The sequence below is a fragment of the Rhodoferax sp. genome, from assembly GCF_023700745.1.
Lineage (GTDB): Bacteria > Pseudomonadota > Gammaproteobacteria > Burkholderiales > Burkholderiaceae_C > Rhodoferax.
The window spans coordinates 50,047-64,800 of record NZ_JAMPYG010000003.1 but is presented as its reverse complement, the minus strand read 5'-3'; the positions used below and the strand labels follow the sequence as shown (position 1 = coordinate 64,800).

Below are 14,754 nucleotides of genomic sequence, written 5' to 3'. Positions count from 1 at the left end.
CGGTCATAGGCCTAAACCTGCGTTGCCGCAATCTGGCGCAGCGCCTGTTTGAACACGGCAACCGGCTGGCCACCCGAGATCAGATGACGGTCGTTGATGATGACGGCCGGCACCGAGTGAATGCCTTGCCGGGCGTAGAACGCCTGGGCTGCACGCACCTCCTGCGTGAATTCATCACTGGCCAGAATGTTCTTTGCGCGTGTCACGTCCAGTCCGGCTTGGGTCACGGCGGCCAGCAGCACCTCGGGCGAGTCCATGGCCTGGCTGTTGCTGTGGCAGGCCACCAGCAAGGCTTTTTTCAGGGCCAGCTGCCGATCGGGTGCTTCAAGCCCGGCCCAGTGCAGCAAGCGGTGCGCCGCAAAGGTGTTGTAGATGCGGCCGCGTCCGGACGGGTTGAAGGCAAAACCCACCTCGGCGCCGCGCTGGCGGATGGTGTCGCGGATCTGCGCCTGCTGCTGCGCGGTCGAGCCGTATTTTTGCGTCAGGTGCTCGCTGATGTCCTGGCCGCCGGCGGGCAACTGCGGGTTGAGCTCAAAAGGCTGCAGGTGCATCTGCACGTCCACTTCGCCCTGCAGGTGGGTGAGGGCCTGCTCCAATGCGGCCAGACCGATGGCGCACCAGGGGCAGGAGATGTCGGAGACAAAATCGATGTTGAGCGTAGTGGTCATGTTTGGGCTGGGCCATGGCGGTAAAAGCCGGATTGTCCTGCAAGCCGAAAAGCCGCGCTGCCCCGACTTAGAATTTATTCCTGTCTGTGTGTTCGCCTACCGAGTGCTTATGCGCCAAGTTTTTCTTGGTCGTCAACGCAAACTATGCGGGGGCATGGGCATTGAGTAAAAAGCGCCCTTGTTTGGCGATACCGGTGGCAATGTCTTGCAGTCGCTCGAAGGGAATGGGTTTTGCCAGGACCTGAATGTCGGGCGGCAGGCCGCCGCGCGCGGCGATGGTTGCCTCATCCAGCCCGGTCACTGCAACGATGGTGGTGTGGGCGAGTTCGGGTGCGTGGTGCAGGATGCGCAGCATGCTGAAACCATCTATTTCCGGGGTGTTCAGGTCGGTGATCAGCAAATCGGGGCCGCCCCGGCCGATGGCCAGCAGCGCGGCAATGGCGCTGTACATGCCGATGACCTTGGTCGCCACGGGCCAGCGCGCCAGTTTGGCCTGGTACAGGCGCAACAGGTCGGCATCGTCTTCCACCACCATGATCTTGAGCGGACGTTGCTGGTTGGGCAAGGGCTCGGCAAGCGCTGGCGTCAGGGGGGGAGCCGGTTCCTTGCGCAGCAATTGGTCCACCGAGTCGCGCATCACACGGCGGTGGCCACCCGCAGTCTTCCAGGCCCGCAGCAGGCCGCTTTCAACCCAAAGTTGCACGGTGCCCACCGACACGCCCAGCAACTTGGCGGCTTCCCGGGTGGTGCAAAACGATTTTTCAATGGTGACGGATGGCATAAGGAAGACTCCCTGTTGAGCTTAATGTTCTACATTAATTATTGAATTTTGATTAATTTTAGCTAATATTGAGAATTGAGAGAGGTTCTCGCTATTCCCTGCCATTGCAGGGGTGGCCGGGAATAACACGGCAGCACTGGTGTTTTCCTGAATAGCTGGAAGGATACTGGCCCGTTATGCTTCCTTCATGAGTAATTTTCCGCCAGAAGTTCCGCCTCCGCTTTACGTGCCGCCGCCGCCCGAGACGCCGCCCAGGGAGGTCATTGCACTGTCATGGTCTGCACCGCCTGGCTGGCTGCTGCAGGGCTGGCGTGATCTGGCCGCACATCCGGGTATCAGCCTGTTTTACGGCCTGTCGTTCTGGTGCATGGCGCTCATTCTGGGCGCTGTGTTCCGCGCCAGTCCCGAGTACACCATGACGATTGCCTCGGGTTGCCTGCTGGTCGGCCCGTTCCTGGCCATGGGACTCTATGAAGTGAGCCGTCGCCGTGAATTGGGTCTGGTGCCCGGTTTTGCCAGTTCCATGACGTGCTGGAAAGCCCACCTGCGCAGCATGGGACTGCTGGTGGGGGTGTTGATTGTGCTGGAGTTGTTGTGGGGCCGGGCCTCGCTGGTGGTAATTGCGGTGTTTTTCAACACCGGTATGTCGTCGTCGGTGGGAGTGGTGCAGGCCGTGTTCAATCCTGACAACTGGGATTTTGTGCTGGCCTACACATTGGTGGGTGGCGCCTTTGCCGCACTGGTGTTTGCCATCACCGTGGTGTCGATCCCGATGATCCTGGACCGCGACACCGATGCCATCACGGCGGCCATCGGCAGCATCGAAGTGGTGGTGACGCAGCCCGGCGTCATGCTGCTGTGGGGCGTGCTGATTGTGGTCCTGGTGACTGGCGCCTTGCTGCTGCCATGGGCGCTGGGTCTGGTGCTGGTGGGGCCATTGCTCGGGCACGCCACCTGGCACGCTTATCGGGGTTCTGTGCGCTGGCTGTAGGCTGTCGATAGGCTAACATGAGGCGTCATGGTGGTCGCCCACGTTCCTACTCTCTTCATGGTCATCATGGCCTTGAGCGCCACGCTGGCCATGGTGTTGGGCATTGCCGCCCGCAGGCAGTTGCGCGAGGGCATGGGTTACTGGGCGCTGGGCCTGCTTGCGCACACCGTCACCTATCTGCTCTTCACGATGCGCGGGCAGGTCAGCGACTGGCTCTCCGTCGTGCTGGGCAATGTGCTGCTCTCGTGTGTCTTTGCACTCTTTACCGAAGGTGTGTGCCAGTTTCAGCGTCGGCGGCCACCACGCTGGCTGCTTTGGTCACCGGTGGTCCTGGTAGCGATCCTGTTTCCGGTCTTGTTGCCCTGGTACCTGGCGCGCGTGGCCGCAGGCGTTTTCATTTATGTCGTCCAGAGTCTGATTTTGGTGCTGATCGTGCTGCAAAGACGCAAGGAGACCGCGGGTGTCGGCCAGTATTTTCTGGCAACCGGATTTTTGGTGCTGATTGCCCTTATGCTGCTTCAGGGCGTGGGTGTGGTGCTGTACCGGAATGAAATCAAGTCGATACTGACCTCGCATTGGGTGCCAAGTGTTGTTTTTTTGGCCTCGGCCATGTGCACGATGGTGGTCAGCCTGGGGCTGATCCTGATGGCCAAGGAGCGTGCCGACGAACGCAACCGCAAGCTCGCCATGCGTGACGAGTTGACCGGCCTGATCAACAGGCGGTCCTTGCTGGAATCGCTGGAACAACAGCTGGCCATGGCCAAACGTCAGGGCCAACCGCTGGCGCTGTTGATGATTGACATTGACTATTTCAAGCAGGTCAACGACACCTACGGGCACCTGACGGGTGACGAGGTGCTCAAGCACATGGCCCAGGCGATTGCCGGTCGAACCCGGGCGCAAGACCTGCCCGGGCGTTTGGGGGGCGAAGAATTCCTGGTTATTTTGCCCAACACCCATCTGCAAGGCGCGATGCAACTGGCCGAAATCCTCAGGCAAGGTATCGAGGGCAACCCATTTCAGTCAGCCTCCGGACAGGCGATTGCCATCACCATCAGTCTGGGGGTGGCCGGACAAAGTCAGCTCAAAGACCCGCAATGCGATGACATGATCAGCGCCGCAGACCAGGCCCTGTACCTAGCCAAGCAGAACGGCCGTAACCGGGTCGAGGTCTTTGCCCCCTTGAGCCCGCCTGGCGCGGGTCTACAAGCCCAGCGTCTGCCAGAGCGCGTCCACCCTGGCGGTGACATCGGCGCTCATGCTCAAGGGGCGACCCCATTCGCGGCTGGTCTCGCCGGGCCATTTGCTGGTGGCGTCGATGCCCATCTTGCTGCCCAGCCCACTCACCGGTGAGGCAAAGTCGAGGTAGTCAATCGGCGTGTTGTCGGCCAGCAGCGTGTCGCGCGTGGGGTCAACGCGCGTGGTGATGGCCCAAATCACGTCTTTCCAGTCGCGCGGGTTGACGTCGTCGTCAACCACCACGATGAACTTGGTGTACATGAACTGGCGCAAAAAGCTCCAGATGCCGAACATCACGCGGCGCGCGTGGCCGGGGTAGGCCTTCTTGATGCTGACCACCGCCATGCGGTAACTGCAGCCTTCGGGCGGCAGGTAAAAGTCGGTGATCTCGGCGTACTGGCGTTGCAGCAGCGGCACAAACAGCTCGTTCAGCGCCAGCGCCAGCATGGCCGGCTCGTCGGGTGGCTTGCCGGTGTAGGTCGAGTGGTAGATGGGGTCCGCGCGCCGGGTGATGCGGTCCACCGTGAAGACCGGAAACTCGGCCTGCTCGTTGTAGTAGCCGGTGTGGTCGCCAAACGGACCCTCCAATGCATGCTCGAAGCCACTTGGGTGCGTGGCATCCGGGTTGATGTGACCTTCCAGCACGATCTCGGCAAAGGCCGGCACGCGCAGTTCGCTGCCCAGCGCCTTGACCAGTTCGGTGCGGCTGCCCCGCAACAGCCCGGCAAACTGGTATTCGCTCAGGCTGTCGGGCACTGGGGTCACGGCGCCCAGAATGGTGGCTGGGTCGGCGCCCAAGGCAACGCACACCGGGTAGGGCTGGCCCGGGTTTTGCCGGGTGTGGTCGCGGAAATCGAGCGCACCGCCGCGGTGCGGCAACCAGCGCATGATGACTTTGTTGTGCGCCAGCACCTGTTGCCGGTAGATACCCAGGTTTTGCCTTGCCTTGTGCGGCCCTTTGGTGATGACCAGGCCCCAGGTGATGAGCGGCGCCACGTCGCCGGGCCAGCAGTGCTGGATGGGTAATTTGGCCAGGTCGACGTCGGCGTCTTCCCACACGACCTCCTGGCACGGCGCGCTGCGCAGCTCTTTGGGTGCCATGCTCCAGAGCGTCTTGACCAGGCTGCCCATGCCCATGAGTTCCTTGAAGCCCTTGGGCGCTTCGGGCTCCTTGAGCGTGGCCAGCACGTGACCAAACTGGCGCAGCTCCGACACGTCGTTGACACCCATGCCCAAGGCAACGCGGCGCGTGGTGCCAAACAGGTTGCCCAGCACCGGGATGCTGTGACCGCTGGGGCGTTCGAACAACAGTGCCGGGCCACCGGCGCGTAAGGTGCGGTCACACAGGGCGGTCATTTCCAGGTGCGGTGACACCTCGGCGCTGACGCGCTTGAGCTCGCCCATTTGTTCGAGTTGGCTGATGAAGTCTCTAAGGTCGCGGTAGGCCATGGTGATGAATTAATGGGGGTCAGATTCCAATTAAATTGGGCGTGGCGCTACGGGCGTGCGCTGCGCGGCAGCCGGATGGGGCGTCCCCCTCATACTGGGGTACCAGAAATCGGGGGCCACCCCATCCGGCTGCCGCGCTGATATGACAGATTTATTTTGAGGTCTTGAATACCGAAAGAGTCAGATGTGTGATCTTGCACGATATCCAGCAAGGCAGGCAGTCTGGGCGGCTGATGATTTCTGGTACCCCAGTATGAAGAAGCCGCCCAGACTGCCTGCCTTGCGGGTTTCATAAAAACACAGGTATTTTGCTTGAACAGGGCATCAAAAATCAGAGCCCGCCCCAGCGCTGCGCATCGGCCTGCGGCAAGTCCAGCAAGTCCAGCACCCGGCTCACGCTGTGTCCAACCATCTCTTCGATGGTTTGCGGCCGCTGGTAGAAGCCCGGCACCGGCGGGAAGACGATGCCGCCCATTTCGGTGACGCTGGTCATGTTGCGCAGGTGCGCCAGGTTCAGCGGTGTTTCGCGCACCATCAAAATCAGCTTGCGGCGCTCCTTGAGCATCACGTCGGCGGCGCGGGTGATCAGGTTGTCGGACAGCCCCAGCGCCACGGCCGCCAGCGTGCGCATGGAGCAGGGCGCAATCACCATGCCGTCGCAGCGGAAAGAGCCGCTGGCAATGGCGCTGCCAATGTTGCGCACTGGGTACACCACGTCGGCCAGAGCTTCCACCTCGGCACGCGTCATGTCCAGCTCTTGCTGTACATTGAGCCAGCCGGCGTCCGACACCACCAGATGCGTTTGCACATGGCCGAGCGCGCGCAAGCCCTGCAACAGCCGCACGCCATAGACCGCACCGCTGGCGCCCGAGATGGCGATGACGATGCGCTTAATGGGTGTGCTTGCCGTGGTCATGGTGAACTAGCGGGGCTTGAGCTTGGCGAACAGCGACTTGAAGTGTTCTCGCGCCTGCGGCAGGACGTGCTGCGGCTTGAACGACTCCAGGTTCATGACCGGCAGCTCGATGGCATCGATGGTGTTTTTCACCAGCAGGCCCAGTTCGGTGTCGCCTTCCATAGTCAGCCGGCGGTTGAAAAACAGCGTGTCGGGATCTTCCTGACGGCGGGCCAGTCTGACGAAATCGTGGGCGCTGGCGCTGATGGTGAGGTCGGCCGTCCCGGCGTTCTGGCTGGCCACAAAACGGCGGTTGCGCCATGCAAAATCAAACGTCCATTGCGCGTCAAGCACGCGCAGGCGCAGTTTTTTGCCGACCAGCATCTCGGTCACGTCGGGGCTGAGTTGCTTGGCCAGCGCCACATTCAGGGCCGTGACAAACAACATCGACCCCGGAAAACCGGGCAGGCGCCCCAGCACTTGTCCGACGGGTTTGGGGATCAGCCATGTGTTTTCGCTCATAGGGAAACTCCTTCAGGCCGCCATCGGCGTCACATGAACCAGCTCAAGCCCGGGTTTGCCGTACCAGTATCCGTTGCACGGCTTCTCGGGCATCAGGCCCAGCAGCTCGGCGTTGGCCGTGGCCGCGTCGCTGCGTCCCTGCATCACATCCTGGAACAGTTCGATGATGCGTGGCGTGTGCTGCGACTGTGGGCTGATGCGCACCACATCGACACCCATGGCGCGCAGGCCGGCCAATTCGGGCAGCAGATTGTGCACCCGGGCCGACTGGGTCTGGATGCCGTTGAGCACCAGAAACTCCTCGCTCTCACGGGTGCGCATCAGCAGGCCGTCGGGGTGCTCGATGCATTTGAACTGGCAGTCGTCCTTGGGCAGATTGCAGTGCCGCGCGGTGAAGCAGCGCGCCGAAAACGCCAGCGGCATGCGGCCATAGGCGAAGACTTCGGTTTCCAGACCGGGCGGGCTGTCGGCCAGCAGCAAGGCCAGGTCGTCACGCCCCATTTCCAGCGGCATGACCCAGCGGTGCAGGCCCAACGCCGCCATCCATTGCAGCGTTGGCAGGTTGTAGATGTTGAGCTGCGGCCCGGCCACAAAGGGCACTTTGCCCTCCAGGCAATGCACGGCGCCCATATCATTGGCTTCGACCATGAACTGACCATTGGCGCAGATCTTGTGCAACACCGTGACATCGGCGCCCGATTCGATCAGCACCTGGGTCGACAGCAGCACTTCCTTGCCGGCTTCGCGCAGCACCGTCGCGATGTCGAGCCAGTCGTTCAGGCGCACCTCGTGGCGGCGTGAACACACGGCTTCGCCCAGATAAACAATGTCCACCGGCGACTGCGCCACGGCGGCATAAAAAGCCAGCACCTCGTCGCGCGGCCAGTAATATTGGATGGGTCCCAGAGAAAGTTTCATGCTTATTTCCATGGCCGGTGGTAGGCGCCTAACGTATGCTGCTGGCCCTCGGCGACCTTGTCGAGCTCGCTGAACCAGTCGGTCCTGGCCTTGTAGTGGAGCGGGTTGGCCTGGCAGCTGTCGATGGCGGCACGCAAGACCTTGGTCACTTGCGCCACGTAGGCCGGGCTGCGCTGACGGCCTTCGACCTTGATGGCGCGCACGCCGATCTTCATCAGGTCGGGCAGCAGCGAGAGCGTGTTCAGGCTGGTGGGCTCTTCGATGGCGTAGTAATTTTTTTCGTCGCCGACGTCAAAGCGGCCCTTGCACAGCGTCGGGTAACCGGCGTTTTCGCCGGGCGCGTAGCGGTCAATCAGCACGCCATTGAGGCGCGACTCGCGGCCCTGCGGGGTTTCGACCCAGCGCACCGCCTTGGGTGGCGAGCAGACGCCGTTGGTGTTGGGCGCTTCGCCGGTGGCGTAGCTCGACAGGGCGCAGCGCCCCTCGACCATCACGCACAGGCTGCCAAAGCCGAACACCTCGATTTCAACCGGGGTTTTTTCGATCACCTGGGCGACCTGGGTCATGGACAGCACGCGTGGCAGCACGGCGCGCGCAATGCCAAAGTGCTGGTAATAGAAGTCCAGCGCCTCGTAGTTGGTGGCCGAGCCCTGCACCGACAAATGCAGGCGCAGTTGCGGCTGGTGTTTGACGGCGTAGGCCATCATGCCGGGATCGGCCAGAATGACGGCATCGACGCCGCTGTGGGCGGCGCGGTCTACGGCGCGTTGCCAGAGCTCGGCCTTGGCCGCCTGCGGGTAGGTGTTGAGCGCGACAAACACTTTGCGGCCGCGGTCATGGGCATAGCGAATGCCGGTCTCGATGGCGGCCTCGTCAAAGTTCAGGCCGGCAAAATTGCGCGCATTGGTGGCATCGCGAAAGCCCAGGTAGACGCAATCTGCGCCGTTGTCCACCGCGGCCTTGAGTGCCGGCAGGCTGCCGGCCGGGCAGACCAGTTCCATGCCTGCCGCCGGCGCCGCGCCAGGCCGCGATTGATGGGGGGAATCAGCAACTGTAGTCATAAAGATAGGAAAAATGCCGTCCAAGTACAGGTAAAGTCAAGCATTCAAGATTAACCAGGCTTGCCGTTCAAGTAAATGATGCAGGTCAAGCAATTCACAAAAAAAACAATACTGACGACCAATAGATGCTTCTTATAATCAATTACTTATATTAACAATCTCCCATGAATCGACACCTCTGGCTACTGGCCATCTGTCAAGGCCTTTTCCTGACCAACAACGTCACCTTTATTGCCATCAACGGCTTGGTCGGGTTCAGCCTGGCGCCGCTGGGCTGGATGGCCACGCTGCCGGTGATGGGTTATGTGGTGGGCGGTGCGTTTTCGACCGGACTGGTAGCCAAAAGCCAGCACCGCTTTGGCCGCAAGGCGGCGTTTCAAATGGGCCTGGTGGTGGCCGGCTTGAGCGCATTGCTGTGCGCCTATGCCGCCTGGAGCCAGAACTTCTGGCTGCTGTGCGCGGCCACGGTGATTGCGGGGTATTACAACGCCAATGCCAACCTGTACCGTTTTGCCGCCGCCGAATTGGCCGCAGTTGGCTACAAGGAAAAAGCGGTCTCGATGGTGATGGCGGGGGGCCTCATCGGCGCCGTCGCTGGCCCGAATCTGGCGGCGCAAACCCGCACTTTGACGGACGTGCCTTTCATGGGCGCCTACCTGGCGCTGGCTGGGGTCGCGCTGTTGTCCATGGTGGTGCTCACGTTCATCACGTTTCCACCTGCGCCAGCCAGGAAGCACAACGACGAGGGCCGTCCGCTGCGCGAGATCATGCGCCAGCCCACGTTCATGGTGGCAGCCGCCTGCGGCGCCCTGGGCTTTGGCGTGATGAACCTGCTGATGGCCGCCACACCGCTGGCCATGCAGCAGTGCAGCTTGCCGTTTTCTGATGTGGCGCTGGTGCTGGAGTGGCATGTGATCGGCATGTTTGCGCCCGGCTTTTTCACCGGTCATCTGATCAAGCGTTTGGGTGTGCTGCCGGTCATGGGTATGGGTGTGTTGCTCAATGCCGTGTGCATCGTGGTGGCCCTGTCGGGCGTGGACCTGCACCAGTTCCTGATCGCGCTGTTTTTGCTGGGCGTGGGCTGGAACTTCTTGTTCACAGGCAGCACCACCCTGTCGCTGCAAACCTATACGCCGGCCGAGAAAGACCGGGCCCAGGGCGCGCTCAATTTCTTTGTCTTTGCCACCACGGCCCTCAGTTCTTTTGCCTCGGGCGTGCTGGTGACCACCCAGGGCTGGCAACTGCTTAACGCGGGTTCGCTGATCCCGGTGGCGTTGGCGGGTGCGGCGATTATCTGGCTCGGAACACGGCCTCATGCCGCGCTGCCCCACGCGTTATGATTTGCGACTGACAGGGTGCATTCAGATGCCCTGCTTTCATTCACCTGGAGACATACCCCATGCAAAGAAGACACCTGATTGCCGGCGGCCTGGTTGCCGCCACCCTGCCTCACTGGGCGCTGGCGCAAACGCTGGAAAAACCCAAGGTCACGCTGGCCGTGGGTGGCAAGAACCTGCTGTATTACCTGCCACTGACCATTGCCGAGCAATTGGGCTACTTCAAGGCCGAAGGGCTGGATGTGACCATTGTTGACTTTGCCGGCGGCTCCAAAGCCCTGCAAGCGGTGGTGGGTGGCAGTGCCGACGTGGTGTCAGGTGCGTTCGAGCACACCATCAACATGCAGTTCAAGGGCCAGAATATGCGCGCCTTTGTGCTGCAGGGCGCGGCACCCCAGATCGTGCTGGGCGTCAATCCCAAAACCATGCCCAATTTCAAAACGGTGGCCGATCTCAAGGGCAAAAAGGTGGGCGTGTCGGCGCCGGGTAGCTCGACCAATGTGATGGTCAATTTTGCGCTGGCCAAGGTGGGCCTGAAACCCGGCGACGTCAGCATCATCGGTGTCGGCACCGGCAACGGTGCAGTGGCCGCCATGCGTTCGGGTCAGATCGACGCCATGAGCAACCTGGACCCCGTCATCACGCTGCTGCAGCGCTCGGGCGACCTCAAGATTGTGTCGGACACCCGCAATGTGGCCGAGTCCGAAAGGGTCTTTGGCGGCCCCATGCCGGCCGGTTGCCTGTACGCGCCGCAAGCCTTCCTCGACAAGAACCCCGCCACCGCGCAGGCGCTGACCAATGCCATGGTGCGCGCCAACAAGTGGATCCAGAAGGCGGGCGCGGCTGACATTATCAAGGCCGTGCCCGAGGGCTTTTTGCTGGGCGACCGGGCAGTCTACATTGACGCCTTCCTGGCGGCAAAGGGGGCCCTGTCGCCAGACGGCATGATTCCCGACAAAGGTGCGCAAACCGCTTTCAAGGCGCTGGCCAGCGTGGACGACAAGCTGGCCGCCGCCAAACTGGACTTGATGGCGGTCTACACCAACGACTTCGTCAAAAAGGCCAACGCCAAGTATCCCAAGGGCTGACATGACGGCTGCATTGGCGTTGCAGGATGTGGCCTGCACCTTTGTCAGCAAGGACCAACCCGGCCAGCGCTACACCGCCGTGCAGGACGTGAATCTGACGGTCGCCGCCGGCGAGTTTGTCAGCGTGGTCGGGCCTACCGGCTGCGGTAAAAGCACGCTGCTCAACGTCGGCGCCGGCTTGCTGGTGCCCAGCACCGGTTCGGTGACGGTGTTTGGCCAGCCCCTGGCAGGCATCAATCAGCGCGCCGGTTACATGTTTCAGGCTGACAGCCTGATGCCGTGGCGCACCGCGCTGGCCAACGTGTCGGCCGGCTTGCAGTTTCACGGCGTCGCCGAGCGCGACGCCGCTGTGCAAGCCAATGACTGGCTGCGCCGCGTCGGTCTGGGCGGTTTTGGCGACCGCTACCCGCATCAGATGAGCGGTGGCATGCGCAAGCGTGTCAGCCTGGCGCAAACCCTGGTGCTCGACCCCGACATCATCCTGATGGACGAGCCGTTCTCGGCGCTCGACATCCAGACCCGCCAGCTCATGGAGAACGAGTTGCTCGAGATCTGGGCGGCCAAAAGGAAGGCGGTGCTGTTTATCACCCACGACCTCGACGAAGCCATTGCCATGAGCGACCGCGTGGTGGTGATGAGCGCCGGGCCCGGCAGCCGCCCGATTGGTGACTTCACCATTGACATCGAGCGGCCACGCGATGTGGCCGAGATCAAGACCTCACCGCGTTTTTTGCAACTGCACCAGGCCATTTGGGAGGTGCTGCGCGAAGAGGTGCTCAAGGGTTACCAACAACAGTTGAAAGCGGCCTGAAACCATGTGGAAATTCATCAAACCGCGCGGCGCTAACCTGTGGGTATGGCAAGTCGGTCTGCTGCTGGCGTTGTTTGCCTTTTGGCATGTGATGACGGTGCCGGGCCTGATCCCGCCGATGATGTTTGACAACGACAGCCAGGCGGCGTTTTTCTTTGGCGAGCCGCTCAAGATGTTTGAGCGCATCTGGGCCTGGTTTGTGACCGACGCCGACATCTACCAGCACCTGGGCGTCACCCTGGCCGAGACCATGATGGCCTTTGCCGTGGGTGCCGGTCTGGGCCTGGGCGGCGGCCTGTGGCTGGCGCTGGCGCCGATGGCCTCGGCCATTCTGGAGCCTTACATCAAGGCCATGAACGCCATGCCGCGCATCATTCTGGCGCCCATTTTCTCGGTCTGGTTCGGTCTGGGCATGGGCTCCAAGGTGGCGCTGGGTGTGACCCTGGTGTTTTTCATCGTGTTTTTCAATGTCTACCAGGGCGTCAAGGAAGTGAGTCCGGTGGTGCTGGCCAACGCCCGCATGCTGGGGGCGGACGCGCGGCAGCTGCTGCGCCATGTGTACCTGCCGAGCGCTACCAGTTGGGTCTTCAGCTCATTGCACACCAGTGTCGGCCTGGCTTTTGTGGGTGCCGTGGTGGGCGAGTACCTGGGCTCCAGTCAGGGCGTGGGCTACCTGATTTTGCAGGCCGAGGGCAGTTTTGACATTAACACCGTGATGGCCGGCATTGTGGTGCTGACCGCTTTTGCGCTGGTGCTCGATGGTCTGGTGGGCAAGGTGGAAAAACACCTGATGAAGTGGCAACCCAAATCGGGCGAAACCGAGAAACTTTAGCCCGAAATTGCCCCGTGGGAGCGGCGCCCTGTGGGAGCGGCGCCCTCGCCGCGAGTGCCTCCAAACAGCCTTCGCCCGAGGGCGGGCCTCCTACAAAGGCAGGGCCTCTCACTATTTCGTCTGCAAAATCCGTTCGCTCTTCCAATACACGTCATCGCCCACACTGCCGTCGGTGCGGTAGCGGTTAAGCACGCGGGCCAGCACAAACATCAGGTCCGACAATCGGTTGAGGTAATGCCGGGGCGTATCTTTCAAGGCTTCCTGGCCTTCCAGCGCCACCACGGCGCGCTCGGCCCGGCGGGCCACGGTGCGGCACACATGCGCCAGGGCCGCCGCCCGGGTGCCTGCCGGCAGGATGAATTCCTGCAGGCGCGGCAGCGCTTCGTTGTGCTGCGCCAGCGCATTGTCCAGCGCCAGCACGGCATCAGGCTTGAGCAGTTCAAAGCCCGGAATCGACAGCTCGCCGCCCAGGTTGAACAGCTGGTGCTGGATCTCGACCAGCAGGGTGCGCACATCGTCCGGCATGGCCTCGCACAGCAGCACGCCAATGCAGGAGTTGAGTTCATCAACATCGCCCATGGCGTGCACGCGCAGGCTGTTCTTGGAAACGCGGGTGTTGTCGCCCAGACCGGTGGTGCCGTTGTCCCCGGTGCGGGTGGCGATTTGTGTCAGTCGGTTGCCCATAGGTGTGCTCTGGATGGTTCAATTCAGGATAATGAGGCATTATGACGGAGACCTATCGTGAACGCCCCAAGCCCCCAATTGCACCCGGAAATCCATAACCACCCCGCGCCTGCAGCGTTGCTGCAAGACCTGGCCACCCGCTTTGGCAGCCAGTATTCTGCCGCCCTGGTGGTGCGCGAACAGCATGGCCGCGATGAGTCGTCCTTCAGCGTGCCGCCGCCCGCCGCCGTGGTCTTTGCCGAAAGCACGCAGGACGTGGCGGATGCCGTCCAATTGGCGGCGCGCTTCAAGGTGCCGGTGATTCCGTTTGGTGTCGGCTCATCGCTGGAAGGTCATTTGCTGGCGGTGCAGGGTGGCATCAGCCTGGATCTTGGCCGCATGAACCAGGTGCTGGCCATCAACGCCGAAGACCTGACGGTGACCGTCCAAGCGGGCGTGACACGCAAGCAGCTCAACGAGGCGGTCAAGTCCGCCGGCCTGTTTTTTCCGGTGGATCCGGGCGCTGACGCCACCCTGGGCGGCATGGCGGCCACGCGCGCCAGCGGCACCAACGCCGTGCGCTACGCCACCATGCGCGAAAACGTGCTGGCGCTCGAAGTGGTCACGGCCCAGGGCGAGGTGATGCGCACCGGCACCCGTGCCAAAAAGTCCAGCGCCGGTTACGACCTGACGCGTCTCATGGTGGGCAGCGAAGGCACGTTGGGGGTGATCACCGAAGTCACGGTCAAACTTTACCCGCTGCCCGAGGCGGTGATGGCCGCCACCTGTTTGTTCAGCAGCCTGGCCGACGCGGTCAATACCACCATCCACGTCATCCAGATGGGGGTACCGATTGCGCGTTGTGAGCTGCTTGACGCCAACACCATCCGCATGGTCAACAAGCACTCGAATTTGGCGCTGCGCGAGGGTGCCATGTTGCTGATGGAATTCCACGGCTCGCCCGCCAGCGTGCAGGAGCAGGTGGCAACGGTGCAGGCCATTGCCCATGACTTTGGCGGCCAGACCTTCGAGTGGGCCAGCACGCCCGAGGCGCGCACCAAACTCTGGACCGCGCGGCACAACGCCTACTTTGCCGGCATCCAGTCACGTCCGGGCTGCAAGGTCATCACCACCGACGCCTGCGTGCCAATCTCGAAGCTGGCCGACGCACTGCTGGACTCGGTGACAGAGGCCCAGACCAGCGGCATTCCCTACTTTCTGGTCGGCCATGTTGGCGACGGCAATTTTCACATGGGTTACCTGATCGACCCGGATTCGGCAGAGGAGCGTGCCACCGCCGAGCAACTCAACCACAGGCTGGTGCAACGTGCGCTCAAGCTGGGCGGCACCTGCACCGGCGAACACGGCGTAGGCCTGCACAAGATGGACTTTCTGGTGCAGGAGGCCGGCGACGGGGCCATTGCCATGATGCGTGCCATCAAGCAGGCGCTCGACCCCGACAACCTGATGAATCCGGGCAAGATTTTCAGGTAGTCGCG

Annotated in this window: 14 protein-coding genes and 1 pseudogene; 7 read left to right on the top strand and 8 right to left on the bottom strand. The window is 62.2% G+C overall.

The genetic code is table 11. The features are described from left to right. Nucleotides 1-11 precede the first annotated feature (11 nt). Both NDJ10_RS04125 and NDJ10_RS04120 read right to left on the bottom strand, forming a co-directional pair. Nucleotides 12-668, bottom strand: a complete 657-nt coding sequence (locus tag NDJ10_RS04125; protein ID WP_296159892.1) for a DsbA family oxidoreductase — start codon at nt 666-668, stop codon at nt 12-14. 142 nt (nt 669-810) lie between these two features. Next, the gene (locus NDJ10_RS04120) at nt 811-1,449 is read right to left on the bottom strand and encodes an excisionase family DNA-binding protein (protein ID WP_296159891.1); all 639 of its coding nucleotides are present in this window, start codon (nt 1,447-1,449) and stop codon (nt 811-813) included. Between the two features lie 187 nt (nt 1,450-1,636). Between NDJ10_RS04120 and NDJ10_RS04115 the strand changes: the two genes are divergently transcribed. After that, on the top strand, nt 1,637-2,440 hold the full coding sequence (locus NDJ10_RS04115) for a DUF2189 domain-containing protein (RefSeq protein WP_296159890.1): 804 nt from the start codon (nt 1,637-1,639) through the stop codon (nt 2,438-2,440). Between the two features lie 27 nt (nt 2,441-2,467). After that, nucleotides 2,468-3,604: pseudogene (locus NDJ10_RS15255) on the top strand (diguanylate cyclase); the annotation flags it as partial. A 39-nt stretch (nt 3,605-3,643) separates the two neighbouring features. Here the strand turns inward: NDJ10_RS15255 and ubiD are convergent. The 5 genes from ubiD to NDJ10_RS04085 form a co-directional block, all read right to left on the bottom strand. Beyond that, nucleotides 3,644-5,128: a 4-hydroxy-3-polyprenylbenzoate decarboxylase gene (gene ubiD, locus NDJ10_RS04105; protein WP_296159889.1), complete on the bottom strand. Its 1,485-nt coding sequence runs from the start codon at nt 5,126-5,128 to the stop codon at nt 3,644-3,646. Between the two features lie 331 nt (nt 5,129-5,459). Then, entirely contained in the window at nt 5,460-6,044 is a 585-nt protein-coding gene (locus NDJ10_RS04100; RefSeq protein WP_296159887.1) for a UbiX family flavin prenyltransferase, read from the bottom strand. Nucleotides 6,045-6,050: 6 nt separating this feature from the next. Continuing rightward, nucleotides 6,051-6,545, bottom strand: coding sequence for an SCP2 sterol-binding domain-containing protein (locus NDJ10_RS04095; protein WP_296159886.1), 495 nt, complete (start codon nt 6,543-6,545; stop codon nt 6,051-6,053). Between the two features lie 12 nt (nt 6,546-6,557). Further along, nucleotides 6,558-7,463: a U32 family peptidase gene (locus NDJ10_RS04090; RefSeq protein WP_296159885.1), complete on the bottom strand. Its 906-nt coding sequence runs from the start codon at nt 7,461-7,463 to the stop codon at nt 6,558-6,560. A gap of 2 nt (nt 7,464-7,465) precedes the next feature. Next, nucleotides 7,466-8,524 (bottom strand): peptidase U32 family protein, encoded by a 1,059-nt coding sequence (locus NDJ10_RS04085; RefSeq protein ID WP_296159884.1) that lies wholly within the window; start codon nt 8,522-8,524, stop codon nt 7,466-7,468. 164 nt (nt 8,525-8,688) lie between these two features. On the opposite strand from NDJ10_RS04085, the gene NDJ10_RS04080 reads away from it, so the two are divergent. The 4 genes from NDJ10_RS04080 to NDJ10_RS04065 are packed head-to-tail and all read left to right on the top strand — an operon-like array spanning nt 8,689 to nt 12,592. After that, entirely contained in the window at nt 8,689-9,864 is a 1,176-nt protein-coding gene (locus NDJ10_RS04080) for an MFS transporter (protein ID WP_296159883.1), read from the top strand. A 59-nt stretch (nt 9,865-9,923) separates the two neighbouring features. Beyond that, on the top strand, nt 9,924-10,949 hold the full coding sequence (locus NDJ10_RS04075; RefSeq protein WP_296159882.1) for an ABC transporter substrate-binding protein: 1,026 nt from the start codon (nt 9,924-9,926) through the stop codon (nt 10,947-10,949). A gap of 1 nt (nt 10,950) precedes the next feature. Further along, nucleotides 10,951-11,760 (top strand): ABC transporter ATP-binding protein, encoded by an 810-nt coding sequence (locus NDJ10_RS04070; protein WP_296159881.1) that lies wholly within the window; start codon nt 10,951-10,953, stop codon nt 11,758-11,760. 4 nt (nt 11,761-11,764) lie between these two features. Continuing rightward, entirely contained in the window at nt 11,765-12,592 is an 828-nt protein-coding gene (locus NDJ10_RS04065; RefSeq protein WP_296159879.1) for an ABC transporter permease, read from the top strand. Nucleotides 12,593-12,703: 111 nt separating this feature from the next. Here NDJ10_RS04065 and NDJ10_RS04060 read toward each other — a convergent pair whose 3' ends face one another. Beyond that, nucleotides 12,704-13,276, bottom strand: a complete 573-nt coding sequence (locus NDJ10_RS04060; RefSeq protein WP_296159878.1) for a cob(I)yrinic acid a,c-diamide adenosyltransferase — start codon at nt 13,274-13,276, stop codon at nt 12,704-12,706. A gap of 57 nt (nt 13,277-13,333) precedes the next feature. Here NDJ10_RS04060 and NDJ10_RS04055 point away from each other — a divergent pair, with 57 nt between their 5' ends. Then, nucleotides 13,334-14,749: an FAD-linked oxidase C-terminal domain-containing protein gene (locus NDJ10_RS04055; RefSeq protein ID WP_296159877.1), complete on the top strand. Its 1,416-nt coding sequence runs from the start codon at nt 13,334-13,336 to the stop codon at nt 14,747-14,749. Nucleotides 14,750-14,754 lie beyond the last annotated feature (5 nt).

Bases quoted from the DNA above. Each gene is read 5' to 3' on its own strand.
- NDJ10_RS04125 (WP_296159892.1), bottom strand. From the start codon at position 668: ATGACCACTACGCTCAACATCGATTTTGTCTCCGACATCTCCTGCCCC.
- NDJ10_RS04120 (WP_296159891.1), bottom strand. From the start codon at position 1,449: ATGCCATCCGTCACCATTGAAAAATCGTTTTGCACCACCCGGGAAGCC.
- NDJ10_RS04115 (WP_296159890.1), top strand. From the start codon at position 1,637: ATGAGTAATTTTCCGCCAGAAGTTCCGCCTCCGCTTTACGTGCCGCCG.
- ubiD (WP_296159889.1), bottom strand. From the start codon at position 5,128: ATGGCCTACCGCGACCTTAGAGACTTCATCAGCCAACTCGAACAAATG.
- NDJ10_RS04100 (WP_296159887.1), bottom strand. From the start codon at position 6,044: ATGACCACGGCAAGCACACCCATTAAGCGCATCGTCATCGCCATCTCG.
- NDJ10_RS04095 (WP_296159886.1), bottom strand. From the start codon at position 6,545: ATGAGCGAAAACACATGGCTGATCCCCAAACCCGTCGGACAAGTGCTG.
- NDJ10_RS04090 (WP_296159885.1), bottom strand. From the start codon at position 7,463: ATGAAACTTTCTCTGGGACCCATCCAATATTACTGGCCGCGCGACGAG.
- NDJ10_RS04085 (WP_296159884.1), bottom strand. From the start codon at position 8,524: ATGACTACAGTTGCTGATTCCCCCCATCAATCGCGGCCTGGCGCGGCG.
- NDJ10_RS04080 (WP_296159883.1), top strand. From the start codon at position 8,689: ATGAATCGACACCTCTGGCTACTGGCCATCTGTCAAGGCCTTTTCCTG.
- NDJ10_RS04075 (WP_296159882.1), top strand. From the start codon at position 9,924: ATGCAAAGAAGACACCTGATTGCCGGCGGCCTGGTTGCCGCCACCCTG.
- NDJ10_RS04070 (WP_296159881.1), top strand. From the start codon at position 10,951: ATGACGGCTGCATTGGCGTTGCAGGATGTGGCCTGCACCTTTGTCAGC.
- NDJ10_RS04065 (WP_296159879.1), top strand. From the start codon at position 11,765: ATGTGGAAATTCATCAAACCGCGCGGCGCTAACCTGTGGGTATGGCAA.
- NDJ10_RS04060 (WP_296159878.1), bottom strand. From the start codon at position 13,276: ATGGGCAACCGACTGACACAAATCGCCACCCGCACCGGGGACAACGGC.